Consider the following 26,341-nt stretch of genomic DNA (forward strand, 5'->3'; position numbering starts at 1 on the left):
TGCGCTCGTGACCCTTCATCCTGTGGATCGGAGACCGCCGTTCGGGCGGCTCGCCGCGCTCGGCGCGCAGCACGTGCTCATCATGTACACCGGGTGCGTCACCGTCCCGCTCGTCTTCGGCGCGGCCGCCGGCCTCGATCCGGCGGCCATCGCCCTCCTCATCAACGCCGACCTGCTGATCGCTGGGCTCGTCACCCTGATCCAGAGCCTCGGCGTCGGGAAGGTCCTCGGCATCCGGCTGCCGATCGTCACGGGCGCGACCTTCGCGGGCGTGACCCCGATGATCCTGATCGAGCAGGAGTACGGCATGCCGGCCGTGTACGGCTCGATGCTGGCGGCCGGACTGTTCGGACTGCTCGTGGCGGTGCCCTTCGCCCGGCTCGCGCGCTTCTTCCCGCCGCTCGTGAGCGGCACGGTCATCACCGTCGTCGGACTGTCCCTGATCGGCGTCGGGGCCGGACTCATCACCGGCAACGACCCCGAGGCCGCCGACCACGCCTCCGGCGAGCGGCTGGCCCTGGCCGCGGGCGTCCTCCTCTTCATCGTCCTCTTCACCCGGTTCGCCCGGGGCTTCCTCGGCCAGATCGGCATCCTGATCGCCCTGGTGCTCGGCACGCTCGCCGCCGTGCCCATGGGCCTCACGGACTTCTCCCGGGTCCCCGGCACCGACTGGATCGGCCTCGCCGCGCCCTTCCACTTCGGGGCGCCGCAGTTCCCGCCGACCGCCGTCATCGCGATGTGCGTGGTGATGCTGGTGATCTTCACGGAGTCGACGGCCGCGATGCTCGCGGTCGGCGAGGCCACCGGCCGCCCGGTCACCGACAAGGACCTGGCGCGCGGTCTGGCGGCGGACGGCGTCTCCGGCGTCCTCGGCGGCGCCATGAACTCCTTCATGGACACCGTCTTCTCCCAGAACGTCGGCCTGATCGGCATCACCAAGGTCGCCAGCCGGTACGTCACCGCCGTCGCCGGCGGCATCCTCGTCGTCCTCGGCCTCGTCCCCCGCCTCGGCGCGGTCGTCGCCGCGCTCCCCGGCCCGGTCGTCGGCGCGGCGGGCCTCGTCCTCTTCGCGACGGTCACCATGGTCGGCGTGAACACGCTGCGCCGGGTCGACCTCGACCAGGGACACCATCTGACGATCGCGGCGGTCGCGCTGGGCGTCGGGCTGCTGCCGGAGGTCGCGGAGGGGATCTACGACGGCTTCCCCGCCTGGTCCCGCATCATCCTGGGCAGCGGCATCACGAGCGCGGCCCTCGCCGCCTTCCTGCTGAACCTCCTCTTCCACCACACGCCGGGGCGGCGCGCGCTCGCGGGCGGCCCGGTTCCGTCGCAGGATCGGGGGAACACGGGGAGCACGGGGAGCACCGGGAACACGACGGAAGGGCCACGCGGTGGCGGAGAAACGGGACGACGACCGGACGAAGAGGCGGCGGAACCGGCGGGACACACCCCTGCGTGACGCGCTGCGCGTCCCCGGGGGCCGACGGCCCGACCTCACGGCGTACGACGCCTCGGCGATCCCGGCCGGCCCCGCCGACAAGGCGGCCGGCCTGGCCGCCACCGCAGCCCTGGGGCCGCGCCTCGCGGCCCTCCAGGAACGCCTGTACGCGTCGAGCACGGCGGGCGACCGGCGACGGCTGCTGCTGGTCCTCCAGGGCATGGACACCAGCGGCAAGGGCGGCACGGTCAAGCACGTCATCGGCTTCCTCAACCCCTCCGGCTGCCGGGTGCGCGCCTTCAAGGCGCCGACTCCGGAGGAACGGGCCCACCCCTTCCTCTGGAGGATCGAGAAGGCGCTCCCCGAGCCGGGCGAGATCGGCATCTTCGACCGCTCGCACTACGAGGACGTCCTCATCGCACGCGTCCGCGACCTCGTCCCGCGCGAGCGGCTCGACCGCCGGTACGACGAGATCAACCGCTTCGAGAAGTCCCTCGCCGAGGACGGCGTGACGGTCGTCAAGGTCTTCCTGCACCTCTCGTACGAGGAACAGCGCAACCGGCTCCTCGAACGCCTGGACAACCCCGAGAAGCACTGGAAGTTCAGCCCGGGCGACATCGAGGAGCGGGCGGCGTGGCCGGCGTACCGGGAGGCGTACGAGATCGCGCTCGACCGCTGCGCGACGGACGAGGCCCCGTGGTACCTGGTCCCGGCGGACCGCAAGTGGTACCGGAACTGGGCGATCAGCGAGCTGCTGCTCGAACACCTGGAGGCGCTGGACCCGCGCTACCCCCCGGCGGACTTCGACGTGGACGAGTGCAGGCGGCGGCTACTGATGACGTGAGCGGCGCCAGTCCCGGACGGCGCGCTTCAGGGTCGGGGACCACTGGAGGTCGAGGAGCTCCAGCCTGCCGTGCTTCACCAGGGTGGTCAGCAGCCGGTCGAGAAGTGCCGTCTCGTCGGCGTGGGCCAGTCGGCCGGTGAAGGTCGTCATCACCGTCGTGTCGTCCAGCCACGCCACCAGATCGAACAGGGCGTCGATCCCGGTGTCGTCGAGCTCCCTGACAGCGCGGCCGAGCCGCAGGGCGTCGATGTTGTCGCCCAGCCGGTCGGGCGCGCGGCCGGCCGCTGTGGCGAGGACGAGCGCCGCCACGTCGAACCTTCCCGCCTCCGCGAGCCCGATCGAGACCCGCAGGCCGAACCGGTCGAGCCGGCTCCCGTTGGCGAGCTGCTCCGCCAGCCGCGTCAGACGGGCCGGGGTCGCCGTGCCCGCAAGTGCGGCCGTCACCAGGGTGACCGCCTCCGCGTCGCTCCGCACGCGGCGCACCGCCTCGGCGAGGACGCGGTCGGCCTCGGAGTCGGAACGGGTCCCGGCGTCCCGCAGCCCCTAGAAGACGACGGCCGCGTTCCGCCCCGAGGAACCCCCGTGCGTACTCTCCGCTGGGCGCGGCGCGCCCTGATCGTTCTGGTGGCGACGCTGCCCCTGCTGCTCGTGACGCTCGCCTTCGTGCCCGCGCTGCTCGTCCTGCCCTTCCGCCGGGAGCGTGCCGCGCATGCCCAGGCGATGGTGCGTCAGCTCAGTGCGTGGACTCGGGTGCTGCTGCTGTCGAGTCGCGAGCGTTAGCCACTTTGATCGGTTAACTTCCGATCGTGAACACTTCTGTACGAAAGATGGCGGCGCTCGGTCTTCTGGGCGCCGTCCTCGTCGGTTGCGGCGGCCAAGCCGGGGAGACCGCGCCTTCGAAGGAGCCCGCCGCCGCCGCGAGCCCGTCGGCCCGGCCGAGCGCGGCGGCGGCCGGTCCGAAGCCCGCGCGCGCGCCCGCGGCGCCACCCACCATGGCGCCGGGACCCGGCGGGCTCACCCCCGTGTACGCGCGCCGGGCGGCTGACTCGCCGAAGAGCGCCGAGAAGGTCGTCGCCCTCACCTTCGACGCCGACATGACGGCCGACCAGGGCCCCCGGGCCGCGCGGGGCGAACGCTTCGACAATCCGCAGCTCATCGCCACCCTGCGCCGGCTCCAGGTGGACGCGACCGTGTTCATGACGGGCCGCTGGGCAGAGGAGTACCCCGACCAGGCCAGGTCCATCGGAGGCGATCCGCGCTTCGAGATCGCGAACCACTCCTACAGCCACTACGCCTTCGCGTCCCCCTGCTACGGCCTGCCGACCGTCCCCGGTCCCGACATGACGGCCGACGTGCAGCGCGCCTTCGACGCCTTCCGCGACGCCGGGGCCGTCAACGTCGTCCCGTACTTCCGCTTCCCCGGCGGCTGCTACGACGACGCCGCCCTCCGCGCGCTCGGCCCGGCCGGGGTGACGGCGGTCCAGTGGGACGTGGTCAGCGGAGACGCCTTCGCGAAGGACCCGGACGCGGTCGCCGAGCAGGTCCTCGACGGGGTGAAGCCCGGCTCCCTCGTCGTCATGCACTGCACGCGCAGCGCCGCCCCGGTCACCGAGCAGGCGATCCGCCGCATCGTCCCGGAGCTGCGGGCCCGCGGCTACCGCTTCGTGAAGGTCTCGGAGCTGATGAGCAGCTGATGAGCGGCTGCCCAGCGGCCCGGGGGTGACCTCCGGCAGACGAGCGGCCGGCAAGCGGCCGGCCAGCCGTCGGCGCTTCTCACCCGGAGCAGGCCGTCCGCTCGGCCTCCCGCCACTCGCAGACCGGGCACAGGGTGATGCCCTTCGTCGACTCCGGGTACTCGGTCGGCTCCTGGCACAGGACGCACGCGGCGAACGGTCCCTCGGCAGCGGGTTCGGGCCTCGGGGCGGGCTCGGGGACACAGGAGAACGTGGACTCGCTCATGCCTTCGAGCGTACTCACTCCAGGCGCGCCGAGGCCCGGCAGGCGCACAGCGCCACCGCCGCCGCGAGGACCACGGCGGCCGCACAGGCGAGCCACGGCGGGGTCGCCGTCACCGTGCGGGCGCCGGTGATCAGGGCCGTCACCGCGTGCTTCGCCGGGGAACCGGTGGTCACGAGGGCCAGCAGCGAGCCGAGGACGAGGGCCGCGAGCGACCAGCCGGGCGCCGGGACGAACGGCCGGGAGGCCAGCGCGCCGACGGCGGCGCCCGTCAACGCGCAGGCCAGTGCCGCGAGGAGACCGGAGGTCGAGGCGGCGAGCGCCGTGACCCCGCGCCGGTCGGAGAACGCCGTCACCACGAGGACGGCGACCCCACCGACGAGCGCGGACAGGCCGGTGCCGGTGAGCAGCGCGGCGAGATGCGCCCGGCCCCGGCCGGCGGCCGCCGCGACCACGCTCCGGGCGGCGGACGGCTCGTGCGTCAGGCAGATCCGTACGGACCAGGCGGTCACCGGGAGCAGGGCGGCCGCGGTGACGCCGAGGGCGCCGAGCACCGGCTCTCCCATGGTGACGCCGACCCCGAGCACGGCCGCGTACAGGAGCAGCGGTGCCAGCCACCGCTGCGAGCGGAGCAGCAGGCCCGTCTGGTAGCGCAGCAGCGCCGTCATACCCGTACGCCTTCGGTGGTGAGGTGGTCGATGTGCCAGGAGGCGGCGAGCAGCGCCGCCAGGAGGGCGTCGGAGTGGGCGGCGTCCACGGTGAGGACGGTCGTGGTGTCGCCGGGTCCCGGCGCGGTGACGACGGGGGTCCCGGGCAGCCGGCCGGGCAGGGGCCCGCGGCCCCCGGAGACGGCGATCCGGACACGGGGGCCGGGCGTGGCCTCCTCGTACGCCTCCGCCGGCGCCCCCGCACGCGCCCTCTCCGGCGGCGCCTTCTCCCGCACCCGCCCCGACGCCACCTCGTACACCGCGTCCGCCTCGCCCGCGAGCCGCCGTGGGTCGTGATCGACGAAGACGACCGTCGCGCCCGCCGCACGGCGTTCGCGGACCGCCGCGTCCAGCTCCGCGCGCGCCCCCGCGTCGAGGCCCGTCCAAGCCTCGTCGAGGACGAGCAGGTCGGGGTCGGCGAGGAGTGCCTGGGCCACGGCGACCTTCTGGCTGGTGCCCTTGGAGAGCTCCGCCATGTCCGTACGGGCGTGCTCGGCGGCCCCGAAGCGCTCCAGCCACTCCCCCGCCCCGGCCCGCGCGGCGGCCCGGTCGAGGCCCTGGACCCGTCCCAGGTGGACCAGGTAGTCGCCGGCCGTGAACGGCAGGGCGACCGGGAAGCGTTCGGGGACGTACGCGGTGCGGGCCGGGCGGTCCGTGACACGGCCCTCGGTGGGCGCGTCGACGCCCGCGACGAGCCGGAGCAGGGTGGACTTTCCGGTGCCGTTGGTGCCGAGGATCCGCACGAGGGTCCCGGCGGGCAGGTCGAGGGCGACCGCACGCAGGACCCACGGCCCCCGGAGGCCGTGCCGCCGCCCGACGTGCTCCAGCCTCAACTGGACGTGTTCTTCTGCGGGGTGAGCTCGCTCGGGCGGACGACGACGAAGCCCTGGCCCTCCAGCTTCAGCTGCACCGCCTCGCCCGAACCGCCGCGGATCATGGAGCCGATCGACTGCGAGCGGTGCAGCGAGGTGTGCAGCTGCTCGCTCCAGCCGACGACGGCGTCCGTGTCGACGAAGACCGGGGCATGCGGGGTGACGGGGATGACGATCGGGCTGCCCTCGCAGATCAGCGCCACGTTCCCGTAGCCGGAGAAGACGGAGTTGAAGAGGCCTCCGCCGGTCATGCCGGCGCCCTTCACCGTCTTGATCTCGTAGTGGAGGGTGGCGTCGAAGCAGAGCACGTTGCGGCCGTTGACCGAGAACGCGTCGCCCTGCTCGATCTCGACGATGAAGCAGTTCTGCGCCTCGTGCGCGAACCACGCCTCGCCCTGGCCGCGCACGGCCATCAGCGCCAGGCCCTCGCCGGTCACGGCCCGCTTGAGCAGGCCGCCGATGCCCTGGCCCTTGCGCTCGAACTGCAGGTCGCCGCGGAAGGCGATCATCGAGCCCTGCCGGGCGTGCATCTCGCCGTTGACCGTGTACTTGACCGACTTGGAGTTCTGCAGGGTCATGCCCGGGAACGTGGCGGCCTCCGCGAGGTGCTCGCCGGCAAAAAGATCGCTCTTCATAGGGGGCATCCTGGCCCGGAAGGGACGATTCCCACAAGAACGGCTCGTCAGGGCAGTGGCAGACTTGCCGGGTGAGCAGCAACGTGACCGATCCCCGCGCCCCCGCCGATCTCCGCGACGAGAAGCCCCAGTTCGTCCTCCCCCTGGTCGTCCGCATCGAGCGGGACGCCCCGCCGGCCCGTACCGACGCCCTGGAGACCGCCGCCCGCGCGGTCCTGGAGATCCTGACCGACGACCGCTCCCTCGGCGAGGGCGAGTGGGCGCGGGTGATGACCGACTGGCAGGACGCCAGGATCCGCAAGGTGGTGCGGCGGGCGCGCGGCGGGGAGTGGCGGCGGGCGGAGGCCCTCCCGGGGATCACGGTCACCGGCAAGGAGGCGGAGGTACGCGTCTTCCCGCCGGTCCCGCTCGACGGCTGGCCCAAGGAGCTGGCGAAGCTCCAGGTCTCCGGCACCGACCTCGACGACCCGACAGCGCCGGGACCCGTCCCCGAGGGGGCGGCGGTGCTGTGGCTCAGTCCCGCGCTCGACATGTCGGCGGGCAAGGCGATGGCGCAGACCGGACACGGGGCGCAGCTGCTGTGGTGGGCGATGACGGAGGACGAGCGCGAGGCCTGGCGCGAGGCCGGGTTCCCGCTCGCGGTACGGACGGCGCCGACGGGCGACTGGGCCGCCCTGACGGAGAGCGGTCTTCCGGTGGTGCGGGACGCGGGGTTCACGGAGATCGCACCGGGCTCGTGCACGGTGGTGTCGGCGTTCCCGAACCTCAAATGAAGCTCTGAACGTTCCCCTCTCGGGGTTCGACCGTTTCCTTCCGGGTCATCACGTGGGGAACTGAGGACCGAAGGAGGGGGACATGACGGAACTCGGCATCGGCATCGGCTGGCGCCCCGAGATCGCTGAGGCGGTGGAGGGACTGTCCGGCGTCGACTGGGTGGAGGTCGTCGCGGAGAACATCTGCGCGGACCATCTGCCCGACTCACTGACCGGGCTGCGCGAGCGCGGCGTCACGGTCGTCCCGCACGGCGTCTCGCTGGGGCTCGGGGGCGCGGACCGGCCCGACCCGGCGCGGCTCGCGGCGCTCGGCGAGAAGGCGGTGGCGCTCGGCGCGCCGCTGGTCACGGAGCACATCGCGTTCGTACGGGCCGGGGGCCCGCTCACGGCGTCCCCGCTGCTGGAAGCGGGCCATCTGCTTCCGGTGCCCCGCACCCGGGACGCCCTCGACGTGCTCTGCGAGAACGTGCGGATCGCCCAGGACGCGCTGCCCGTGCCGCTCGCCCTGGAGAACATCGCGGCGCTCGTCGCCTGGCCGGGCGAGGAGATGTCGGAGGGGCGGTTCCTGGCGGAGCTGGTGGAGCGTACGGGGGTACGGCTTCTCATCGACGTCGCCAATCTGCACACCAACCACGTCAACCGGGGCGAGGACCCGGCGCGGGCGCTGTCCGAACTGCCGGTCGAGGCCATCGCGTACGTGCATGTGGCGGGGGGTGTCGAGCGGGACGGGGTCTGGCACGACACGCACGCGCATCCCGTGTCACGGGCGGTCCTCGACGTTCTGGCGGATCTGGCGTCACGGGTGTCGCCGCCGGGAGTGCTGCTTGAGCGGGACGACGACTTCCCTCCGGCGGAGGAGCTGTCCGTCGAGCTGGACGTGATCCGTTCGACGGTGGCGGCCGCGGGCGTACGTTCCGCCGGTACGGAAGAGGTGGCTACGGCTCACCAGCACGGTGCCCGTTCGCTCGGGCCCGCGCGCCGTCGGGCCGTCGCCGACCCGGCGCGGCCCTTGCTGATCGGTGCCGGGGCCCGCGTCTCGGGGGGCCCTATGCCCAGCGGCCCCGTCCCGGTCCCGGTCCCCGTCCCGGTCGCCGTCCCCGTCCCCGCCCCCGCCCCCGAGCAGGAATCGCGCGACGGCGCCCGTCAGCGCCTCGGCCTCGCGCAGGCCTCGCTCCTCTCCGCGCTCGTCGCCGGGACGCCCGCGCCCGAGGGGTTCGACAGTCGACGGCTCGGGGTGCAGAGCCGGGCCCTCGCGGCCAAGCGGGCCGGGGTCGTCGCGAAGGTCGCGCCCGAGCTGCCGGAGATCCTCGGTACGGGCTTCCGGCCCGCGTTCCTCGCGTACGCGAGGACCCGCCCCATGACCGGCGGTTACCGCCGGGACGCCCTCGACTTCGCCGAGCACCTGCTGCTGGCGGGGCGGCCGGAGGATCCGGTGGCACGGCGCGGGCTCACGGAGTGGTGGCAGGACCGTTCCGGCAGTCGCCCGCCGAACCGCGCCACCCGGCTCGCGCGGGCCGCCCGCCACGCCCTGGTGAGGAGATGACCATGAACGTCCTGACCGTCGTCTACTACCTCGCGGGCGCCGCGGGCATCGCCCTGGTCATCACCCGGGTCGTCCGGACCCGCCGCGGCCCCGGTGGGCCCGTCCACGACCGGTACGAGGTCGCGTTCCTCAACGGAGGGCCCGCCAGGGTCGTCGACACCGCCCTCGCCGCCCTCCAGGCGGACGGCAGGCTCGCCGTCGGCGGCCCCGGGATCGTGGCCGTCGTCCGCCCCACCGCGCACGACCCGGTGGAGCGCGCCGTGCTCCAGGAGTGCGCCGCCGCCCCGCACGGGGCCCTGCACCACCTGCGGCTCTCCGTGATGCAGCACCCGGCGGTGCAGGAGATCGGCGACGGCCTCGCGGCGCGCGGGCTCGTCGTCGACCCCGCGACGCGGCGGACCACGGTCCGCTGGTGTGCCGCCCTCGGCCTCACGGCCCTTCTCCTCTTCCCCGTCTCGGTGCTCCTCACGATGATCGACCTCGCCTCGGACGCGGAGTTCGCGCTCCCCTTCGTCATCACGGTGCTGCCGGTGCTGTTCGCCGCGGGCATCACCGGCGCCGTCTGCGGCTCGATCGCCTCCGGGCAGCTCACCGGCGCCGGCCGGAACGCGGTCGCCGCGTACGGGCGGGCGTACGGCCATCTCGCGGACGCCGGCCATCTCGTGGCCCTGTACGGGCTGCGGGCCCTGCCGGACCCGGTGCTGCGGGAGCAACTCCTCGCCGCCGCCCGGGTCTACCGGCCGGCGCCCGGACGCGGCAGACGTCCTTCGTCGCACGTCTCCACGCACTCCTCCTCGGGGGCGGCCCTCGGAGCGGCGGCCGTGTGGTGCGCGTGGGACAGCCCCTCCTACGGCGGAGGCGGGTCGGGCGGTTCCGGTGGTTCCGTTGGTTCCGGTGGTTCCTGTTCCTCCGGGTCCTGCTCCGGCGGAGGGTCCGCCTGCGGGGGCGGCGGCGGGGGCTGGGGAGGCAGCTCGTGCTCCGGCTCCGGCTCCGGCGGCAGTTCGTGCTCCAGCTCCAGCGGCAGCTCGTGCTCCAGCTCCAGTTCCAGCGGGAGTTCGTGCTCCAGCTCCAGCGGCTGACCGGGCGGCGGCTGACGGATTCGGGTGGCGGGCGCGCCCCGCCTCCCGTACAACTCGGGGATGATCTGGGTTCCCCTGCTGCTCGTGGCGTGCGCCGTGGCCGGTGTCGGCTGTGCGCGGCTCTGTCGGGCCACGCTGACCGCCGCCCGGCCGGGCCTCGGTGGCCTGCCCGCCGGAACCACGCCGGAACTCACCGTCGGCGAGGCGGCCTACCTCGCCGGCGGCCCGCTGCGGGTCACCGATCTGACCCTCGTGTCGATGCACCGGGAGCGCCGGCTGCTGCTCGCCCACACCGGGTGGGCCACGGTCGTGGACGTCGCGCACCCGGCGGACGGGGACGGCGTGGAGCGGGCCGTGATCGGCGCCATCGGGCCGGGCGGGCAGTCGCCGATTCCCGCCGTACGGCCGGCGGTCGCCGCGGCGGACTGCGTACGCGTCCTCGCGGAGCGGCTCGTCGAACGGGGGCTCGCCGTGCCGGAGTCGGGCCGCCGGGAGATCGACGCGGGGCTGCGGACGGTACGGGCCGGACTGCTGCTGAGTCTCGCGCTCGGCACGGTGTCGGCCCTTCTGGTGCCCGCCGCCGAACGGGCCCCGGTCATCGCCGGGTTCACCCTGCCGCTGGTCGCGTCGGGGCTGTGTCTGCTGATCGGGCGGATCGAGGTCTACCCGTACACCCGCTGGGCGTCCCCCGCCGGGCAGCGGCTGCTCGCGGGACTCTCGCCCACCGACCCGCTGACGGCCTTCGCGACGCGCGGGCCGGTGGTCCTGGAGCCCGAGCTGCGGGCGGCCCTGGGAGTGGGAAGGGCCCGGAAATGACGCCGGTGCGGCGCGCATCACGCGCGCCGCACCCGGAGCCGGACCCGGTGTCGCTGGAGCGGCAGGCGATGTTCCCGCCTGCCGTCTGATCTTCCGGGTCGAGGGGTGGCGTGCCCGGCCGGAGCCGGGCCGCCACCAGGTTTCGCAAGGCCGTCAGGCCAGGCCCGCCACCAGCTCGGCGACGCTCTTGCGACGACCGGTGTAGAACGGGACCTCCTCGCGGACGTGCATCCGCGCCTCGGAGGCACGCAGGTGACGCATGAGGTCCACGATGCGGTGCAGCTCGTCGGCCTCGAAGGCGAGGAGCCACTCGTAGTCGCCGAGCGAGAAGGACGCGACCGTGTTGGCGCGCACGTCCGGGTAGCCGCGGGCCATCTTGCCGTGGTCGGCGAGCATCCGGCGGCGGTCCTCGTCCGGCAGCAGGTACCAGTCGTAGGAGCGCACGAAGGGGTAGACCGAGACGTAGTCGCGGGGGTTCTCGTCGGCCAGGAAGGCCGGGATGTGCGACTTGTTGAACTCGGCGGGGCGGTGCAGCGCCATGTTCGACCAGACCGGCACGAGGGCGCGGCCCAGGCGGGTACGGCGGAAGAGGTTGTACGCCTCCTGGAGCTCGTCGCTCGTCTCGGCGTGCCACCAGATCATGACGTCGGCGTCGGCGCGCAGACCGGACAGGTCGTACGTGCCGCGGACGGTGATGTCCTTGGCCGCGAGCTGGTCGAACAGCTCCTGGACCTCGTCGGCGTAGCCGCTCCGGTCCTCGGGCAGAACATCGCGCAGCTTGAACACGGACCACAGGGTGTAGCGGATGACCTCGTTGAGGTCCTTCGCCTTCTTACCGGCGTTCGGGATCTTTTCGGGCGCACTCATACGCCTATTCTCGCCCGTCACAGGGAGTGCCCCGCACCGGGGTCGGTCCTTTTCGACGTGGTGATGATCTCGTCGGCCGCCCGATGGGCCGAGGCGACGCACGCGGGGATGCCGACACCGTCGTACGCGGCGCCCGCGACCCGCAGTCCGGGAAGGGCGGCGACGGCCTCGCGGACCCGCGCGACCCGGTCGAGATGGCCGACGGGGTACTGGGGCAGGCCGCCCGTCCAGCGGGTGACCGTGGTGGCCACGGGGCGGACGGCGAGCCCGGTGGCGGCGGCGAGGTCCTTCAGGGAGGCGGCGACGAGGTCGGCGTCCTCGCGGTGGACCTGCTCCTCCTCGCCGTGGCGGCCGACGGAGGTGCGCAGCACGAACAGGTCGGGGGCGCCGTCGGCGACCCAGCCCCACTTCTGCGAGGAGAAGGTGGAGGCCTTGATCGTGTGCCCGTCGACGGGCGGCACGAGGAACCCGGAGCCCGGCAGGGCGGGCATGTCGGAGCGGCGGAAGGCGAGGGTGACCAGGGCCATGGAGGCGTACGCGACCGTGTCGAGCTCCGCGGACGCGGCGGGCGCGTGCGGGGCGAGGAGCGCCGCCGCGGGTCCCGCGGGGGTGGCGAGGACGACGGCGTCGGCGGTGAGGACCCGGTCGCCGCTCACCACCTGCCAGCCGGTGGGGCCGGTGCGGCGCAGTTCCGTCACGGGGGCGTCGGTCAGGATCGTGCCGCCCGCGGTACGGATCGCGTCGGCGACCGCACCGGGCAGGGTGCCGACGCCGCCGTCGATGCCGAGGAAGACGGAGCCGCCGAGGCCGGTGGCGGCGCCCGCCGTGTCGGCGGGGACGGTCGCCCCGGCCTGCTGGACGGCGCGGACGGCGGCGGTGAGCGTGGGGTGGCGGCGGGCGGCCTCGAAGAGGGCGGGAACGGCGGCCCGCATCGAGATGCGGTAGGCGTCACCGGCGTACACCCCGCCGAGGAGGGGCTCCACGAGCCGGTCGACGACCTCGTGGCCCATGCGGTCGGCGACGTACGCGCCGATGGCGATGTCCTCGCCGATGTCGGCCGGGGGCAGCTCGCCGTCGCGGCCGATGCGGCGCACGCCCTCCTCTGAGAGGAGCCCGGCGACCGCGTGGGCGTCGGCCGGGACGCCCATGACGTGCCCCTTGGGCATGGGGACGAGTGAGCCCCTGGACCAGACGGACGCGGTGGTCGTGACGGGCGCCTGGAGCCGGTCGCCGAGGCCGACGGCCCTGGCGAGGGCGACCGCCTCGGGGCGGCGGGCGAGCAGCGACTCGGCGCCGAGGTCGACGGGTGCGCCCGCGATCTCCCCTGCGAGGAGCTTGCCGCCGAGCCGGGGTCCCGCTTCGAGGAGGGTCACCCGGTGGCCGGCGAGCGCCAGCCGGTGGGCGGCCGCGAGCCCGGCGATCCCGCCTCCGGCGACGACGACATGGGGTCCCGTGGTGTCCGCGTTCATGGGACCACTCTCTCAAATCGCCCGCGCCTCCCGTTTCGAGGCCTGACCGTGACCGCATCGCTACCGCCGGACGGCAACCCGCCCGGGGGCCCGTTCGTCGAAGGAGCGACACTCACCACCACCCCTGGGGGGGACGCGATGCGAAACGCACGAACGCCGGCGAGAACGCGGGCCGCGGCGGCCGCGGCACTGCTGACGGCCGCACTGGTCCTGACCGGCTGCGGCGCCGGAGGCGCGGACGCGGGCTCGGGGAAGTCCGGCCTGAGCGCGGCGGGGCCCGCCGACGCGGACAAGGGCGGCATGGCGGAGGCCCCGGGCCAGGGCGCCGCCGACGGTTCCTCGGGGAGCGAGCAGGCCGGGTCGCAGTCGAAGGCCCCCGCACAGCAGCAGCACGTCATCCGTACCGCCTCCCTCACCGTGGAGGTCGGCGACGTCACGAAGGCCCTGGCCACGGCCCGCCGGGTGGCGGCGACGGCGGGCGGGCGCGTGGAGAACGAGACGACGGAACGGGTCGACGATCACCACGTCACCTCCCACCTCGTGCTGCGGGTGCCGCAGGAGCGGTACGACTCCGTCCTGAACGACCTCGCGGGGACCGGGAAGCTGCTCGCCCGCAAGGCGGACGCCAAGGACGTCACCGAGCAGGTGGTGGACGTGGAGAGCCGGATCGCCACCCAGCGCGCGAGCGTGGCGCGGGTGCGGGCGCTGATGCAGCGGGCGGAGAAGCTGGCCGACATCGTGACCCTGGAGGGCGAGCTGAGCCGTCGTCAGGCGGATCTGGAGGCGCTGCTCGCCCAGCAGTCCTCGCTGAAGGACAAGACGTCCCTGGCGACGATCACCCTCGAACTGACGCAGAAGGAGAAGCCGCTCGCCGAGGAGAAGCCCGAGGACGGCCGTCCCGGTTTCGGCGACGCCCTGAGCGGCGGGTGGAACGCGCTGGTCGGCGCGGTGGCCTGGATCGGCGTGGTCCTGGCGGCCCTGGCCCCGTGGCTCGCGGTGGCGTTGATCGGCTACGTGCTCTGGGCCCGTCTCATCCGCCCGCGCCGCGCGGCCGGCACCGTCCGGACGACGGCCGCGTCCGACCTGCCGGCCGTCGCCCGCAACGCCGCAGGGGCTCCCACGGCTTCCGAGCCCACGGAGACCCCCGAGAAGTAGTTTCTTCTCATGAGCGAACGACTGGTGGTCATCGGTGGCGACGCGGCGGGGATGTCCGCCGCGTCGCAGGCGCGCAGGCTCAAGGGCCCCGAGGAGTTGGAGATCGTCGCCTTCGAGCGCGGTCACTTCTCCTCGTACTCGGCCTGTGGCATCCCGTACTGGGTCGGTGGCGACGTCTCCGCCCTCGACGAGCTGATCGCCCGTTCCCCCGGTGAGCACCGGGAGCGTGCGATCGATCTGCGGATGCGGACGGAGGTGACGGCGATCGACGTGCCCGGTCAGCGGGTCCGTGCGCGGGATCTGGAGGCGGGTACGGAGGCCTGGACGGGTTTCGACAAGCTGGTGATCGCGACGGGGGCGCGGCCGAAGCGCCCGGCGCTGCCGGGGATCGACGCGCCGGGGGTGCACGGGGTGCAGACCCTGGACGACGGGCAGGCGCTGCTCGACACGCTCGACCGGACTCCGGGGCGGCGGGCGGTCGTGGTCGGCGCGGGTTACATCGGCGTGGAGATGGCGGAGGCGCTGCTCGGCCGGGGCTACGAGGTGACGGTCCTGCACCGGGGCGAGCAGCCGATGGCGACGCTGGACCCGGACATGGGCCGTCTGGTGCACCGGGCGATGGACGGCCTGGGGATCACGACGGTCGCCTCCGCGGAGGTCACGAAGATCCTGACCGGGGAGGACGGCCGGGTCCTTGCGGTGGCGACGGAGGACGCCGAGTATCCGGCGGACGTGGTGGTCCTCGGTATGGGTGTGGTGCCGGAGACCTCGCTCGCGCGGGCGGCGGGGCTGCCGCTCGGGGCGCACGGCGGACTGCTCACGGATCTGGCGATGCGGGTCAGGGGGCAGGGGAACATCTGGGCGGGCGGCGACTGCGTGGAGGTCCTGGACCTGGTCTCGGGCCGGGAGCGGTACGTGCCGCTGGGGACGCACGCGAACAAGCACGGCCAGGTCATCGGCACGAACGTGGGCGGTGACTACGCGACGTTCCCGGGGGTGGTGGGGACGGCGGTGTCGAAGGTGTGCGACCTGGAGATCGCGCGGACGGGCCTGCGGGAGAAGGACGCCCGGGAGGTGGGGCTGCGGTACGTGACGGTGACGATCGAGTCGACGAGCCGGGCGGGGTACTACCCGGGGGCCGCGCCGATGACGGTGAAGATGCTGGCCGAGCGGCGTACGGGACGGCTGCTGGGGGTGCAGATCGTGGGCCGTGAGGGCGCGGCGAAGCGGGTGGACATCGCGGCGGTGGCGCTGACGGCGGGGATGACGGTGGACGCGATGACGGCCCTGGACCTGGGGTACGCGCCGCCGTTCTCGCCGGTGTGGGACCCGGTCCTGGTCGCGGCGCGGAAGGCGACGGCGGCCGTTCGGGCGGCGGGATGACCCGAGCGGCGGCGTGACGGGTGGTGACGATTTGCACGTTCCTCGTCACCGTGAGTGTCTGGTCACATGATCAGACACACCGCGCGTGCGCTCTGCGCCGCCTCCCTCGTCATCGCCCCGCTCGCCCTGTCCGCAGCCCCCGCGCACGCGGTGACCTCCTGCAGCGTCAACGGGATCCCGCGGTCGGGACCGGTCGTGAACGGCACACCGGGCAGCGACTACATCGTGTGTTCGTCGGTCGACCCCGGCCACCAGGTCAACGGTCTCGGCGGCAACGACTACATCGTCCTGACCGGCCCGACCGCCGGCACCGTCACCGGCGGCCTGGGCCGCGACTACATCACGTCGCGCTCGAACGTCGTGGTCAGCGGTGTCATCGCGGGCAACGAGGAGTCGGACTACCTCGTCGTCGACGGCCTGCTCACCTCGAGCGGCGCCGTCCGCGGCAACGCCGGCAACGACTACCTCAGGGTCAACGTCAACAACGGCACCGCCAACGGCGGCGACGGCTTCGACGCCTGCCAGGTGAACACGGGCAACCCGCCGGTCAACTGCGAGTACTGACCTCGCCCGCCGCGCACGCGGACGGCTCTCAGACGGCCGTCCGCGTGTGCACGTACTCGACGAGGCGGCTCAGGGCGTCCGGGTCCATCGCCGGCATGACGCCGTGGCCCAGGTTGAAGACGTGCCCCTCGAGATCGCGCGCGGCGGCCAGGACCTCGTCCGTCTTGGCCTCCACGACCTCCCGCGAGGCGAAGAGCACGGCGGGGTCCAGGTTGCCCTGGAGCGCCTTGCCGGGGCCGACGCGGCGGGCGGCCTCGTCGAGCGGGACGCGCCAGTCGACGCCGACGACGTCCGCGCCGGCCTCGCCCATGAGGCCGAGCAGCTCGCCCGTACCCACGCCGAAGTGGATGCGCGGGACGCCGTAGCCCGCGACGGCGTCGAAGACCTTCACGGAGGCCGGCATCACCGAGCGGCGGTAGTCGGCGGGGGCGAGGGCGCCGACCCAGGAGTCGAAGAGCTGGACGGCGGAGGCGCCGGCCTCGATCTGGACCTTGAGGAAGGCCGAGGTGATCTCGGCGAGGCGGTCGAGCAGGTCGGCCCAGAGCTGCGGGTCGCCGTACATGAGCGCCTTGGTGTGCTCGTGGCTGCGCGAGGGGCCGCCCTCGACGAGGTAGCTCGCGAGGGTGAAGGGCGCGCCCGCGAAGCCGATGAGCGGGGTCTCGCCGAGCTCCTCGGTGAGCATGCCGATGGCCTCGGTGACGTAGTGGACGTCCTCGGGGGTCAGGTCGCGCAGCCGGGCCAGGTCGGCGCGGGTGCGGATCGGGTCGGCGACGACCGGGCCGACGCCGGGCTTGATGTCGAGGTCGATCCCGATGGCCTTGAGGGGGACGACGATGTCGCTGAAGTAGATGGCGGCGTCGACCTTGTGGCGCCGTACCGGCTGGAGCGTGATCTCCTTGACCAGCTCGGGGCGCATGCACGACTCGAGCATGGGGATGCCCTCGCGGACCTTCAGGTACTCGGGGAGGGAGCGCCCGGCCTGCCGCATGAACCAGACGGGCGTGTGCGGCACCGGCTCGCGCCTGCATGCCTTGAGGAACGCGGAGTCGTACGTCCGCGACTGCTGCTTCGTCTGCTGGCCCTGCGGGCGGTCATTGGCACTCACGCCCAGAATCTTCGCATGTGGCGGGAAGCCGCTCGTCCGGGCCGGGTGTCCCTCCCTGCGCGAAGGCCCCGTTCCGCCTACTCTTCCCCGCATGGCTGCGGCTCAGGGACATTTTTCCGATCATTCCGACGGCGATCGAGGGACGGACGAAACGGCGGACAGTACGGAGTCGAACCCGGTGCCACCGGCGTTCCGGCGGGCGGTCGAGGCGTTGCGCTCGGCGCGGTTGCGGCCCGAGATCGAGATCGATCCGACGAGGCCCCCGCAGCGCCTCGCCCCGTACGCGTACGCGGTGGAGGCGGCCGTCGTGGACGGTGAGGAGGACCTGGCGGACGGCCGTCTCGTGCTGCTGCACGATCCGGACGGTCACGAGGCCTGGAAGGGCACGTTCCGGCTCGTGACGCTGGTGAGGGCGGAGCTGGAGCCGGAGATGGCGGCGGATCCGCTGCTGCCGGAGGTCTGCTGGTCCTGGCTGACCGGGGCGATGGAGGCGCGGGGGCTCGCGTACGGGGAGGCGAGCGGGACCGTCACGATGGCGGGCTCGCACTACTTCGGCGGGCTCGCGGACCGCAGGCCGGCGACCCAGATCGAGATCCGGGCGTCCTGGACACCGCGTGAGGGTCTGGGCGGGGTGCCGGACACGGGGGCGCATCTGGCGGCCTGGTGCGATCTGCTCTGCCAGATCGCGGGGCTGCCGCCCGCGCCGGCCGAGCCGACGGCGGGAGCGGCCGGCACGGTGTCCGGTGCGGGGATCGTCTCGTTGCCTCAGCGGCGGGGGCCCCAGCAGCCCTGAGGGACGAGATCAGGCCACTTCCGCGGGGTCCGAACGGGGCTCCGACGCTCGCTCGCAGGGGTGACGGAGCGGGGGCCACTCGTAGGATGATCGATCACGCGTCCGAATTGCCCTAATTGTTACTCACCAAATCGTGATCTTTCCCTAAAGGCGGGCGGCCCAGCTGCCGAAGGAGTCAGTGACCCCTTCTCAGCACGGGTTCGCCCCCGGCTTCTTCCCCGAGCCGGCTCCGTCCCGCACCCTTCCCCCCAGGAGGCCTGGTGTCCGTTCTCCTCGAGCAGCCCGCAAGCCTGGTCGCCTACCGCCCGAACAAGCCGACGGCCATGGTTGTCGTGGCCGACCCGCGCGTCCGCTCCACCGTGACCCGCCACCTGTGGGCCCTCGGAGTACGCGACGTGATCGAGGCTTCGTCCATCGCGGAGGCACGTCCCCGCGTCGGCAACCCGCGCGACATCTGCGTTGCCGACGTCCACCTGCCCGACGGCAGTGGTCTGACCCTGCTGTCCGAGACCCGCGCCGCGGGCTGGCCCAACGGCCTCGCCCTCTCGGCCGCCGACGACATCGGCGCCGTGCGCAACGCCCTGGCCGGCGGTGTGAAGGGCTATGTCGTCACCGGCACCCGGAACAACATCGGTCACCCGACCCGGCCCGGCGCAGCCCCCATCGGCGCCGCGGCCTCCCGTCTCGGCCACCGCCGCCCCCCGGGTGCCCCGAGCCACCCGGGCGGCTACCGCGAGCTCTCCGGCCGAGAGGTCGAGGTGCTCCGGCTCGTCGCGGAGGGCCAGTCGAACAAGGCGATCGGCGTCTCCATGGGCCTCTCGGCCCTCACCGTGAAGAGCCACCTCGCCCGCATCGCCCGCAAGCTGGGCACCGGCGACCGCGCCGGCATGGTCGCGGTGGCCCTGCGGACGGGGATCATCCACTGACAGACGGGTTGACGAACGGCGAGCGCCTGTCGACGGAACGTTCCGTCGACAGGCGCTTGCCGTTGACCGATACCCTTGACAGGTGACCGACGCCCAAGAGACCGCAGCAGACACAGCACTGCGCACCACCGGGGGCGGCCCCCCGGACGACGATGTCCCTGCGAATGGGCTTCCGATCCCGTTGCTGGAGCCCCGCGAGGGGATTCCGCCCGTAGTCGAGACCGAGGACGCCCTCGCCGAGGTGATCGCCGCCTTCGCCGCCGGCAGCGGCCCCGTCGCCGTGGACGCCGAGCGCGCCTCCGGCTACCGCTACGGGCAGCGCGCCTATCTCGTCCAGCTCCGCCGCGAGGGCGCGGGCACCGCGCTCATCGACCCGGTGGGCTGCCCCGACCTCTCGGGGCTCGGCGAGGCGCTCGCCGGAACCGAGTGGATCCTGCACGCCGCGACCCAGGACCTGCCGTGCCTGCGCGACATAGGCATGCTGCCGACCTCGCTGTTCGACACCGAGCTGGCCGGGCGCCTCGCGGGCTTCCCGCGGGTCGGCCTCGGCGCGATGGTCGAGTCCGTCCTCGGCTACGCCCTGGAGAAGGGCCACTCCGCGGTGGACTGGTCCACCCGCCCGCTGCCCGAGCCCTGGCTGCGGTACGCGGCCCTCGACGTCGAACTCCTCGTCGACCTGCGGGACGCCCTGGAGAAGGAGCTCGACCGCCAGGGGAAGCTGGAGTGGGCGCACCAGGAGTTCGACGCCATCGCCTCCGCCCCGCCCGCCCCGCCGCGCAAGGACCCCTGGCGGCGGACCTCCGGCATGCACAAGGTGCGGCGCCGGCGGCAGATGGCGGTCGTACGGGAGCTGTGGACGGCCCGTGACCAGGTCGCCCAGCGGCGGGACGTCTCCCCCGGCAAGGTGCTGAGCGACGCGGCGATCGTGGAGGCGGCGCTCGCGGTGCCGGTGAACCTGGCAGCGCTCACGGCGCTGCCCGGTTTCGGCCACCGGATGGGCCGCCGTCAGCTGGAGCAGTGGCAGGCGGCGGTGGACCGGGCCAGGGCCCTGCCGGAGAACGAGCTGCCGCAGCCCGGCCAGCAGGTGGCGGGGCCTCCCCCGCCGCGCGCCTGGGCGGACAAGGACCCGGTCGCGGCGGCCCGTCTGTCGGCGGCCCGTGCGGCGGTCTCGGCGCTCGCCGAGGAGCTGAACCTTCCGCAGGAGAACCTGATCACGCCGGACACGGTGCGGCGGGTCTGCTGGGAGCCGCCGGTTCCGGCCGACGCGGCGGGTGTGGCCGAGGCCCTGGCGGGCCACGGTGCCCGCCCGTGGCAGGTCGAACTGGTGACCCCCCTGCTGGTGGAAGCGCTGACAGTGACGGCGTGAGCCCGTCCGGAGAAGCCCCCGACGCCCGAGAGGGCGCCGGGGGCTTCCGTCGGTCCCAGGGCTTGTCGGACCGGCCCTACGGGGCCGGACTGAGGATGCCGTCGGTGTCCATGTCGAAGACGCCCTGGGTCTTGCCGTCGACCTTGAGGTGCTTCAGCCAGTGCTTCGAGAGGTGGTGCACGTTCTTGTGCTGCGCCTCCCACACCACCGAGTGCCCCGCGCAGGCCAGCTTGACCATGAGCTTGTGGGGGCCCGCGATGGCGTCGTAGAGCTCGAGGACCGAGAAGTTGAGTTCCGGGTCGGGGTTGGGCGGTGAGGTGTTCACCTGGGTGTCGCTGTCCCCGTACACGATGAGCACCGGCACGCTTCCGCCGAGCACTCCGCTCTGCGCCGTGGTCTTGTTCCATCCCCACCGGACGAAGTTCCTGATCCTGTTGAACCCGGTGGGCGGCCCCCAGGCGCTGCCGATCGGGTCGCACTTCATGATCGCGTCCCAGGCCACGTCGGTGATGCCGGGTTCGCGCTGGTCCACGCAGTGCGTCTCGTTGTCCATGCCCCTGACGAACCCCGTCTTCCCCCCGATGAAGGTCGGGAAGCCCGGCTGCGGCAGCGGGGACGGCGGGGTGGAGGAGCCGTTGGCCGGGAAGATCGGGGCCAGCAGGAACAGGCTCTCGACCTTGCCGGGGTTGTCGATCGCGTACGGCCCCATGTGGAAGGCGGCGGCGGACCAGCCGACGAAGGCGAGCTTCGCCGTCCCGCACTCGTTCAGGACGAACTCCACGACGGTGTTCAGCTCGTCGCGGTCGCTGTTCGAGTTGGTCAGCTGGTACGGGTAGCTCGGCGGGCCCGGCACGAATCCCGGCGGCCTCGGGGTCAGCAGGTGCTGCTGGGCGGGGTTGACGTTGTGGGGGTCGTCCATCTTGGGGCGCGGCGAGAGTCCCGAGCCCTGGAGGTCCATGAGGAAGACGTCGTAGCCGGCCTTCGCCAGTTCCTCGGCCCAGCTGTACGACTTGTACTGGAGGTCGAAGCCCGGGAGCACCGGGACGCTCCGGCCGTGGAGCATCAGGACCGGCTTGCGCGGCTGTCCCGGTGGCGTGCCGTTCCGCTCCCGTACGAAGAGCTTGACGACCTCGTCCTTGTTCGCCGGCACTGTGGATGTATGGGTGACCTGGTGATCGGTGGTGACGATCGGCACGGGGATCCCTTCTGCGCGCTGGGGCCGGGACCTCGCGCCCCGGCCCGGCCAGACTGCGCCCACCGGTGCGGGCCGACACCGCGACGCGGCCGCCGCTCTGGGCCATCGGCGGGCGGGACCGTTCCAACGGTCGGGCGTACGCGGGGGGCGCGCGGCCCGGCCGGTGGGATCCTCGGGGTGTGACCTTCGCCGCTTGCCCCTCAGGGGCTGGGCAGCCCGGTTACTCACAAGTAGCATGGGAGAAGCAAGCGCACGCTTAGGCGTGTGCCGCAGCAGCAGTGCCACCCCGCACCCTGGAGGAGAGCCATCGTGCCTCGTAGCGTCAGGGACGTCGTCTTCGTCGACGGCGTCCGCACCCCGTTCGGCAAGGCGGGCCCGAAGGGCATCTACCACGAGACCCGCGCCGACGACCTCGTCGTCAAGGCCATCCGGGAGCTGCTGCGCCGCAACCCCGGCCTCGACCCCGCGAAGATCGACGAGGTCGCCATCGCCGCGACCACGCAGATCGGTGACCAGGGTCTGACCCTCGGCCGCACGGCGGGCATCCTGGCCGGGCTGCCGCAGTCGGTGCCGGGCTACTCGATCGACCGCATGTGCGCCGGTGCCCTCACCGCCGTGACGAGCGTCGCCGGCTCCATCGCGTTCGGCGCGTACGACGCCGTCATCGCCGGTGGCGTCGAGCACATGGGCCGTCACCCCATGGGCGAGGGCGTCGACCCGAACCCGCGCTTCGTGTCGGAGAAGCTCGTCGACGAGTCCGCCCTGTTCATGGGCATGACCGCCGAGAACCTGCACGACCGCTACCCGAGCATCACCAAGCAGCGCGCCGACGAGTACGCCGTGCGCTCGCAGGAGAAGGCCGCCAAGGCGTACGCCGACGGCAAGATCCAGCAGGACCTGGTGCCGATCTCGGTGCGCCGCACCGACGCCTCCACCGGCGAGACGGGCTGGGGCCTGGTCACCGCCGACGAGCCGATGCGTCCGGGCACCACCCTGGAGTCGCTCGCCAACCTGAAGACGCCGTTCCGCGTCCACGGCAACGTGACCGCGGGCAACGCGGCCGGTCTCAACGACGGCGCCACCGCCTCGATCATCGCCTCCGAGGACTTCGCCCGCGAGCACGACCTCCCGGTGAAGATGCGCCTGGTCTCGTACGCCTTCGCCGGCGTCGAGCCCGAGGTCATGGGCTACGGCCCGATCCCCGCGACCGAGAAGGCGCTGGCCAAGGCCGGTCTCTCGATCGAGGACATCGACCTCTTCGAGATCAACGAGGCCTTCGCGGTCCAGGTCCTCGCCTTCCTGGAGCACTACGGCATCGCCGACGACGACGCCCGCGTCAACCAGTACGGCGGCGCCATCGCCTACGGTCACCCGCTCGCCTCCTCCGGCGTCCGTCTCATGACGCAGCTGGCCCGCCAGTTCGAGGAGAACCCGCAGGTCCGCTACGGCCTCAACACGATGTGCGTCGGCTTCGGCATGGGCGCCACGGTCATCTGGGAAAACCCCCACTGGGAGGGCAAGTGAGCACCACCGCCGAGCTTCTGAAGGGCGCCGCGGAGCTCTTCCCGGACGAGGTCGTCACCAGCGCCCACGTCCGCCACTTCGAACTTCCCGCGGGTGCGGGCCGGTTCGCGCTGATCACGCTGGACAACGGCTTCGACCACACGAAGCCGACCACCTTCGGCCCGCAGTCGCTCGCCAACCTGAACACGGCGATCGACCAGGTCGAGGCGGAGGCCGCCAACGGTGAGATCACCGGCGTCGGCATCACCGGCAAGCCGTTCATCTTCGCCGTCGGCGCCGATCTCAAGGGCGTCGAACTGCTGAAGAAGCACGACGAGGCGCTCGCCATCGGCAAGGGCGGCCACGACGTCTTCAAGCGTCTGTCCGCGCTCGCCGTGCCGACCTTCGCGTACTACAACGGCGCGGCCATGGGCGGCGGCGTCGAGGTCGGTCTGCACTGCACCTACCGCACCGTGTCGAAGGCCCTGCCGGCCTTCTCGCTGCCCGAGGTCTTCCTCGGCCTGGTGCCCGGCTGGGGCGGCTGCGCCATCCTGCCGAACCTGATCGGCGCCGAGAAGGCCGTCTCGGTCATCATCGAGAACTCGCTGAACCAGAACCGCCAGCTCAAGGGCAAGCAGGTCTTCGAGCTCGGCATCGCCGACGCGCTCTTCGAGGGCGCCGACTTCCTGGAGCAGTCGCTGATCTGGACGGCCTCCGTCCTGAACGGCTCGCTGACCGTGGAGCGCCCCGAGATCGACCGCGGCGAGAGCTGGGACCAGGCCGTCGCCAAGGGCCGTGCCATCGCCGACTCCAAGGTGCACGGCGCCGCCCCGGCCGCCTACCGCGCCCTCGACATCATCGAGGCCGCCAAGGACGGGGACCTGCAGAAGGGCTTCGACGCCGAGGACCAGGCCCTCGCGGACCTGATCATGGGCGGCGAGCTGCGCTCCGGCATCTACGCCTTCAACCTGGTGCAGAAGCGCGCCAAGCGCCCCGCCGGTGCCCCGGACAAGTCGCTGGCCCGCCCGGTCACCAAGGTCGGTGTCGTCGGCGCCGGTCTGATGGCCTCCCAGCTGGCCCTGCTCTTCCTGCGCCGCCTGGAGGTGCCGGTCGTCCTGACCGACATCGACCAGGAGCGCGTCGACAAGGGCGTGGGCTACGTCCACGCCGAGATCGAGAAGCTGCTCGGCAAGGGCCGCATCAACCAGGACAAGGCCAACCGCCTCAAGGGCCTGGTCTCCGGTGTCCTCGACAAGGCCGCGGGCTTCGCCGACGCGGACTTCATCATCGAGGCCGTGTTCGAGGAGATGTCGGTCAAGCAGAAGGTGTTCGCGGAGGTCGAGGCGGTCGCCCCGGCGCACGCGATCCTCGCCACCAACACCTCCTCGCTCTCGGTCTCCGAGATGGCGTCGAAGCTCCAGCACCCGGAGCGCGTGGTCGGCTTCCACTTCTTCAACCCGGTCGCGATCCTCCCGCTCCTGGAGATCGTCCGCGGCGAGCAGACGGACGACGCCTCCCTCGCCACCGCCTTCGGCGTGGCGAAGAAGCTGAAGAAGACCGCGGTCCTCACGAAGGACGCCCCGGCGTTCGTCGTGAACCGCATCCTGACCCGCTTCATGGGCGAGATCCAGAACGTCATCGACGAGGGCACCTCGGTCGAGACGGCCGAGAAGGCCATCGAGCCGCTCGGTCTGCCGATGTCCCCGCTGGTCCTCCTGGAGCTCGTCGGCCCGGCCATCGGTCTGCACGTCTCCGAGACCCTGAACCGCGCCTTCCCGGAGCGCTTCACGGTCTCCCCCAACCTGAAGGCCGTCGTCGAGGCCGGCAAGCGCGGCTTCTACGTCTACAAGCCCGAGAACGGCTTCAAGCCGGAGCTCGACCCGGAGGTCGCCGCCCTCCTCGTCCAGGGCGACTCCGTCCTGACCGAGGAGCAGGTCCGCGACCGTGTCCTGGACGCGGTCGCGCAGGAGATCGGCCTGATGCTGGAGGAGGGTGTCGTCGCCGAGGCGCAGGACATCGACCTCTGCCTGATCACCGGCGCGGGCTGGCCCTTCCACCTGGGCGGCATCACGCCGTACCTGGACCGTGAGGGCGTGTCCGAGCGCGTCAACGGCAAGCGTTTCCTGGCGCAGGGCGTGGCGAGCGTCCCGGCGTAACACCCCGGCACGTGTGACGGCCCCGGCACCTTCTCCAGGTGCCGGGGCCGTTCGTCGTGTCACGGGGCGGGCGTCACCCTATGGAGCGCCAGCCCTCCAGAAGGAGTCCGTCCGCGGCCGCCTTCTGACGGGTGGTGAGCAGCGAGCCGCCGCCGAGCCGGGACATCACGACGAGACGCCCGTCGAGTCCCCGGGTGAGGACGGTGTCGAGGTCGCCCTGCGCGTCCCCGGTCTCCGACCACTGGATGCCCTCGGTCTCCTGCTCGCTCGGGTAGGCGGCGAGGGCGAGCCGGCCGTCGGCGGACTGCTGTGCGAGGACCGTGCAGTCGTAGCCGTCGATGAGACAGCGGGTGGCGGCGAGCCGTCCGGTGCCGACCGCCTCGCCGAGGACCGTCGGCTCCAGGTCGCGGCCCTGCGACCAGGCGCGGACCTGTCCCGCCTTGTCTACGTAGAACAGGGTCACGTGACCGGAGGGGCCGGTGACCGCCGCGAGGGTGCCGAAGGTCACCTCGGCGGGCAGGACGTCCTTGCGGACCGGACGGCCTCCCGCCTCCTCCTGGACGTAGCGCAGCAGGCCCTTGTCGGTCGCCGTGAGGAGTTCGACACGCCCCTCGCCGTTGCAGACGGCGACCGGCGAGGGGTCGGTGCCCCAGCCGTGCAGGTCCCACCAGGGGTGCCAGCCGCCGGCGTCCTTCTGCGCCCGTACGCTCAGCCCGCCGCCGCCGTTGCGCATGAAGACGTACGCGCGGCCCTGGGCGTCCACCGTGACGGCCGGGTTGCCGGTCCAGGGCCCCTTGCCGTTGGAGTGCCCGATCGGCCGCCAGGCGACGGCCGGGCGGCCCGTCTGGAACTGGACGCTGTGAACCAGCTCGACGTGTCCCTCTCCGCCCTTCGACGGCCGCAGGCCGACGAGGTGGACGTACCGGTCGGCGCCCTGGCCGACCGCGAGGAAGGGCGTCAGACCGTCGCCGCCGAGCGACACGGGCCCGCTCCAGCGGCCGTCGGGCTCCTCGGTCCAGCGCACCACCTCTCCGTCCCTGGGGAGATAGGCGCTGAACCGGCCCTCCACCCCTCTGGTCAGCCAGCCGCCCTGGAGCACGGGGGCGGTGGTGGAGCCGGGAGAACGGTCAGTGGGGGCCTGGGATCGATTCGCCATGGGGGGATCCAGCACTCCGGTCGTCGGAAGGAGTTCGGGT

The 26,341-nt window shown here is 72.9% G+C and carries 26 protein-coding genes; 16 read left to right on the top strand and 10 right to left on the bottom strand.

From position 1 onward, the window contains the following. Positions 1-22 precede the first annotated feature (22 nt). Positions 23-1,459, top strand: a complete 1,437-nt coding sequence (locus tag IO20_RS0111510) for a nucleobase:cation symporter-2 family protein (RefSeq protein WP_063761393.1) — start codon at positions 23-25, stop codon at positions 1,457-1,459. Further along, positions 1,392-2,282: a PPK2 family polyphosphate kinase gene (locus IO20_RS0111515; protein WP_030549463.1), complete on the top strand. Its 891-nt coding sequence runs from the start codon at positions 1,392-1,394 to the stop codon at positions 2,280-2,282. The genes IO20_RS0111510 and IO20_RS0111515 overlap by 68 nt, the downstream gene beginning before the upstream one ends. Here the strand turns inward: IO20_RS0111515 and IO20_RS0111520 are convergent. After that, a complete protein-coding gene (locus IO20_RS0111520) occupies positions 2,268-2,756 on the bottom strand; it encodes a hypothetical protein (protein WP_030549462.1) in 489 nt (162 codons plus the stop codon). The two genes, IO20_RS0111515 and IO20_RS0111520, sit on opposite strands and share 15 nt — an antisense overlap. A 108-nt stretch (positions 2,757-2,864) precedes the next feature. Here IO20_RS0111520 and IO20_RS0111525 point away from each other — a divergent pair, with 108 nt between their 5' ends. After that, positions 2,865-3,062, top strand: coding sequence for a hypothetical protein (locus tag IO20_RS0111525; RefSeq protein ID WP_030549461.1), 198 nt, complete (start codon positions 2,865-2,867; stop codon positions 3,060-3,062). Between the two features lie 47 nt (positions 3,063-3,109). Beyond that, entirely contained in the window at positions 3,110-3,976 is an 867-nt protein-coding gene (locus IO20_RS0111530) for a polysaccharide deacetylase family protein (RefSeq protein WP_030549460.1), read from the top strand. A 79-nt stretch (positions 3,977-4,055) separates the two neighbouring features. Here the strand turns inward: IO20_RS0111530 and IO20_RS0111535 are convergent, their stop codons facing one another. From IO20_RS0111535 to IO20_RS0111550, 4 genes are read right to left on the bottom strand one after another with little or no spacing between them, the layout of a single operon-like run. Beyond that, complete coding sequence (locus IO20_RS0111535) at positions 4,056-4,241, bottom strand: hypothetical protein (protein WP_030549459.1); 186 nt, start codon at positions 4,239-4,241, stop codon at positions 4,056-4,058. Positions 4,242-4,255: 14 nt separating this feature from the next. Further along, entirely contained in the window at positions 4,256-4,906 is a 651-nt protein-coding gene (locus IO20_RS40950) for a hypothetical protein (protein WP_030549457.1), read from the bottom strand. After that, the gene (locus tag IO20_RS40955; RefSeq protein WP_030549455.1) at positions 4,903-5,778 is read right to left on the bottom strand and encodes an ATP-binding cassette domain-containing protein; all 876 of its coding nucleotides are present in this window, start codon (positions 5,776-5,778) and stop codon (positions 4,903-4,905) included. Before IO20_RS40955 ends, IO20_RS40950 begins: the two co-directional genes overlap by 4 nt. Then, entirely contained in the window at positions 5,775-6,452 is a 678-nt protein-coding gene (locus IO20_RS0111550) for an AIM24 family protein (RefSeq protein WP_030549454.1), read from the bottom strand. The genes IO20_RS40955 and IO20_RS0111550 overlap by 4 nt, the downstream gene beginning before the upstream one ends. Positions 6,453-6,523: 71 nt before the next feature. Here IO20_RS0111550 and IO20_RS0111555 point away from each other — a divergent pair, with 71 nt between their 5' ends. The 4 genes from IO20_RS0111555 to IO20_RS0111570 all read left to right on the top strand — a co-directional run bounded on the left by IO20_RS0111555 (position 6,524) and on the right by IO20_RS0111570 (position 10,663). After that, a complete protein-coding gene (locus IO20_RS0111555; protein ID WP_030549453.1) occupies positions 6,524-7,225 on the top strand; it encodes an aminoacyl-tRNA hydrolase in 702 nt (233 codons plus the stop codon). Positions 7,226-7,307: 82 nt separating this feature from the next. Then, on the top strand, positions 7,308-8,768 hold the full coding sequence (locus IO20_RS0111560) for an MbnB/TglH/ChrH family RiPP precursor modification enzyme (RefSeq protein WP_030549451.1): 1,461 nt from the start codon (positions 7,308-7,310) through the stop codon (positions 8,766-8,768). Positions 8,769-8,770: 2 nt separating this feature from the next. After that, positions 8,771-9,847 (top strand): TIGR04222 domain-containing membrane protein, encoded by a 1,077-nt coding sequence (locus IO20_RS0111565; RefSeq protein WP_078945954.1) that lies wholly within the window; start codon positions 8,771-8,773, stop codon positions 9,845-9,847. A gap of 60 nt (positions 9,848-9,907) precedes the next feature. After that, positions 9,908-10,663, top strand: coding sequence for a TIGR04222 domain-containing membrane protein (locus tag IO20_RS0111570; RefSeq protein WP_030549448.1), 756 nt, complete (start codon positions 9,908-9,910; stop codon positions 10,661-10,663). 153 nt (positions 10,664-10,816) lie between these two features. Here the strand turns inward: IO20_RS0111570 and hemQ are convergent, their stop codons facing one another. Both hemQ and hemG read right to left on the bottom strand, forming a co-directional pair. Further along, positions 10,817-11,530 (bottom strand): hydrogen peroxide-dependent heme synthase, encoded by a 714-nt coding sequence (hemQ, locus tag IO20_RS0111575; protein WP_030549446.1) that lies wholly within the window; start codon positions 11,528-11,530, stop codon positions 10,817-10,819. Positions 11,531-11,547: 17 nt separating this feature from the next. Next, entirely contained in the window at positions 11,548-12,999 is a 1,452-nt protein-coding gene (gene hemG, locus IO20_RS0111580) for a protoporphyrinogen oxidase (RefSeq protein WP_031127150.1), read from the bottom strand. Positions 13,000-13,137: 138 nt separating this feature from the next. Here hemG and IO20_RS36415 point away from each other — a divergent pair, with 138 nt between their 5' ends. The 3 genes from IO20_RS36415 (at position 13,138) to IO20_RS0111595 (ending at position 16,101) form a co-directional block, all read left to right on the top strand. Beyond that, positions 13,138-14,154: a DUF4349 domain-containing protein gene (locus IO20_RS36415; RefSeq protein WP_051874415.1), complete on the top strand. Its 1,017-nt coding sequence runs from the start codon at positions 13,138-13,140 to the stop codon at positions 14,152-14,154. A gap of 9 nt (positions 14,155-14,163) precedes the next feature. Beyond that, positions 14,164-15,537, top strand: a complete 1,374-nt coding sequence (locus tag IO20_RS0111590; protein WP_030549443.1) for an FAD-dependent oxidoreductase — start codon at positions 14,164-14,166, stop codon at positions 15,535-15,537. Between the two features lie 66 nt (positions 15,538-15,603). Further along, complete coding sequence (locus IO20_RS0111595) at positions 15,604-16,101, top strand: hypothetical protein (RefSeq protein ID WP_030549441.1); 498 nt, start codon at positions 15,604-15,606, stop codon at positions 16,099-16,101. A gap of 28 nt (positions 16,102-16,129) precedes the next feature. On the opposite strand, the gene hemE is transcribed toward IO20_RS0111595, so the two are convergent. After that, positions 16,130-17,206 (bottom strand): uroporphyrinogen decarboxylase, encoded by a 1,077-nt coding sequence (gene hemE, locus IO20_RS0111600; protein ID WP_030549440.1) that lies wholly within the window; start codon positions 17,204-17,206, stop codon positions 16,130-16,132. Positions 17,207-17,297: 91 nt separating this feature from the next. On the opposite strand from hemE, the gene IO20_RS0111605 reads away from it, so the two are divergent. The 3 genes from IO20_RS0111605 to IO20_RS0111615 all read left to right on the top strand — a co-directional run bounded on the left by IO20_RS0111605 (position 17,298) and on the right by IO20_RS0111615 (position 20,291). Continuing rightward, positions 17,298-17,999, top strand: coding sequence for a DUF3000 domain-containing protein (locus tag IO20_RS0111605; protein WP_030549439.1), 702 nt, complete (start codon positions 17,298-17,300; stop codon positions 17,997-17,999). A gap of 260 nt (positions 18,000-18,259) precedes the next feature. Then, positions 18,260-18,925 carry a response regulator transcription factor gene (locus IO20_RS0111610; RefSeq protein ID WP_030146833.1) on the top strand — a complete coding sequence of 222 codons (666 nt, stop codon included), beginning with the start codon at positions 18,260-18,262 and terminating at the stop codon, positions 18,923-18,925. Between the two features lie 82 nt (positions 18,926-19,007). Further along, positions 19,008-20,291 carry a ribonuclease D gene (locus IO20_RS0111615; protein ID WP_030549438.1) on the top strand — a complete coding sequence of 428 codons (1,284 nt, stop codon included), beginning with the start codon at positions 19,008-19,010 and terminating at the stop codon, positions 20,289-20,291. Between the two features lie 76 nt (positions 20,292-20,367). On the opposite strand, the gene IO20_RS0111620 is transcribed toward IO20_RS0111615, so the two are convergent. Beyond that, a complete protein-coding gene (locus IO20_RS0111620) occupies positions 20,368-21,486 on the bottom strand; it encodes an alpha/beta fold hydrolase (protein WP_030549436.1) in 1,119 nt (372 codons plus the stop codon). A 309-nt stretch (positions 21,487-21,795) separates the two neighbouring features. On the opposite strand from IO20_RS0111620, the gene IO20_RS0111630 reads away from it, so the two are divergent. Together IO20_RS0111630 and IO20_RS0111635 are read left to right on the top strand one after the other, a co-directional pair. After that, a complete protein-coding gene (locus tag IO20_RS0111630) occupies positions 21,796-23,010 on the top strand; it encodes a thiolase family protein (RefSeq protein WP_030146836.1) in 1,215 nt (404 codons plus the stop codon). Further along, complete coding sequence (locus tag IO20_RS0111635; protein ID WP_030549434.1) at positions 23,007-25,145, top strand: 3-hydroxyacyl-CoA dehydrogenase NAD-binding domain-containing protein; 2,139 nt, start codon at positions 23,007-23,009, stop codon at positions 25,143-25,145. Before IO20_RS0111630 ends, IO20_RS0111635 begins: the two co-directional genes overlap by 4 nt. 73 nt (positions 25,146-25,218) lie before the next feature. Here the strand turns inward: IO20_RS0111635 and IO20_RS0111640 are convergent, their stop codons facing one another. Next, on the bottom strand, positions 25,219-26,301 hold the full coding sequence (locus tag IO20_RS0111640; RefSeq protein WP_030549433.1) for a PLL family lectin: 1,083 nt from the start codon (positions 26,299-26,301) through the stop codon (positions 25,219-25,221). Positions 26,302-26,341 lie beyond the last annotated feature (40 nt).

This window comes from Streptomyces exfoliatus (assembly GCF_000725545.1).
In the GTDB taxonomy this organism is placed as follows: domain Bacteria; phylum Actinomycetota; class Actinomycetes; order Streptomycetales; family Streptomycetaceae; genus Streptomyces; species Streptomyces exfoliatus.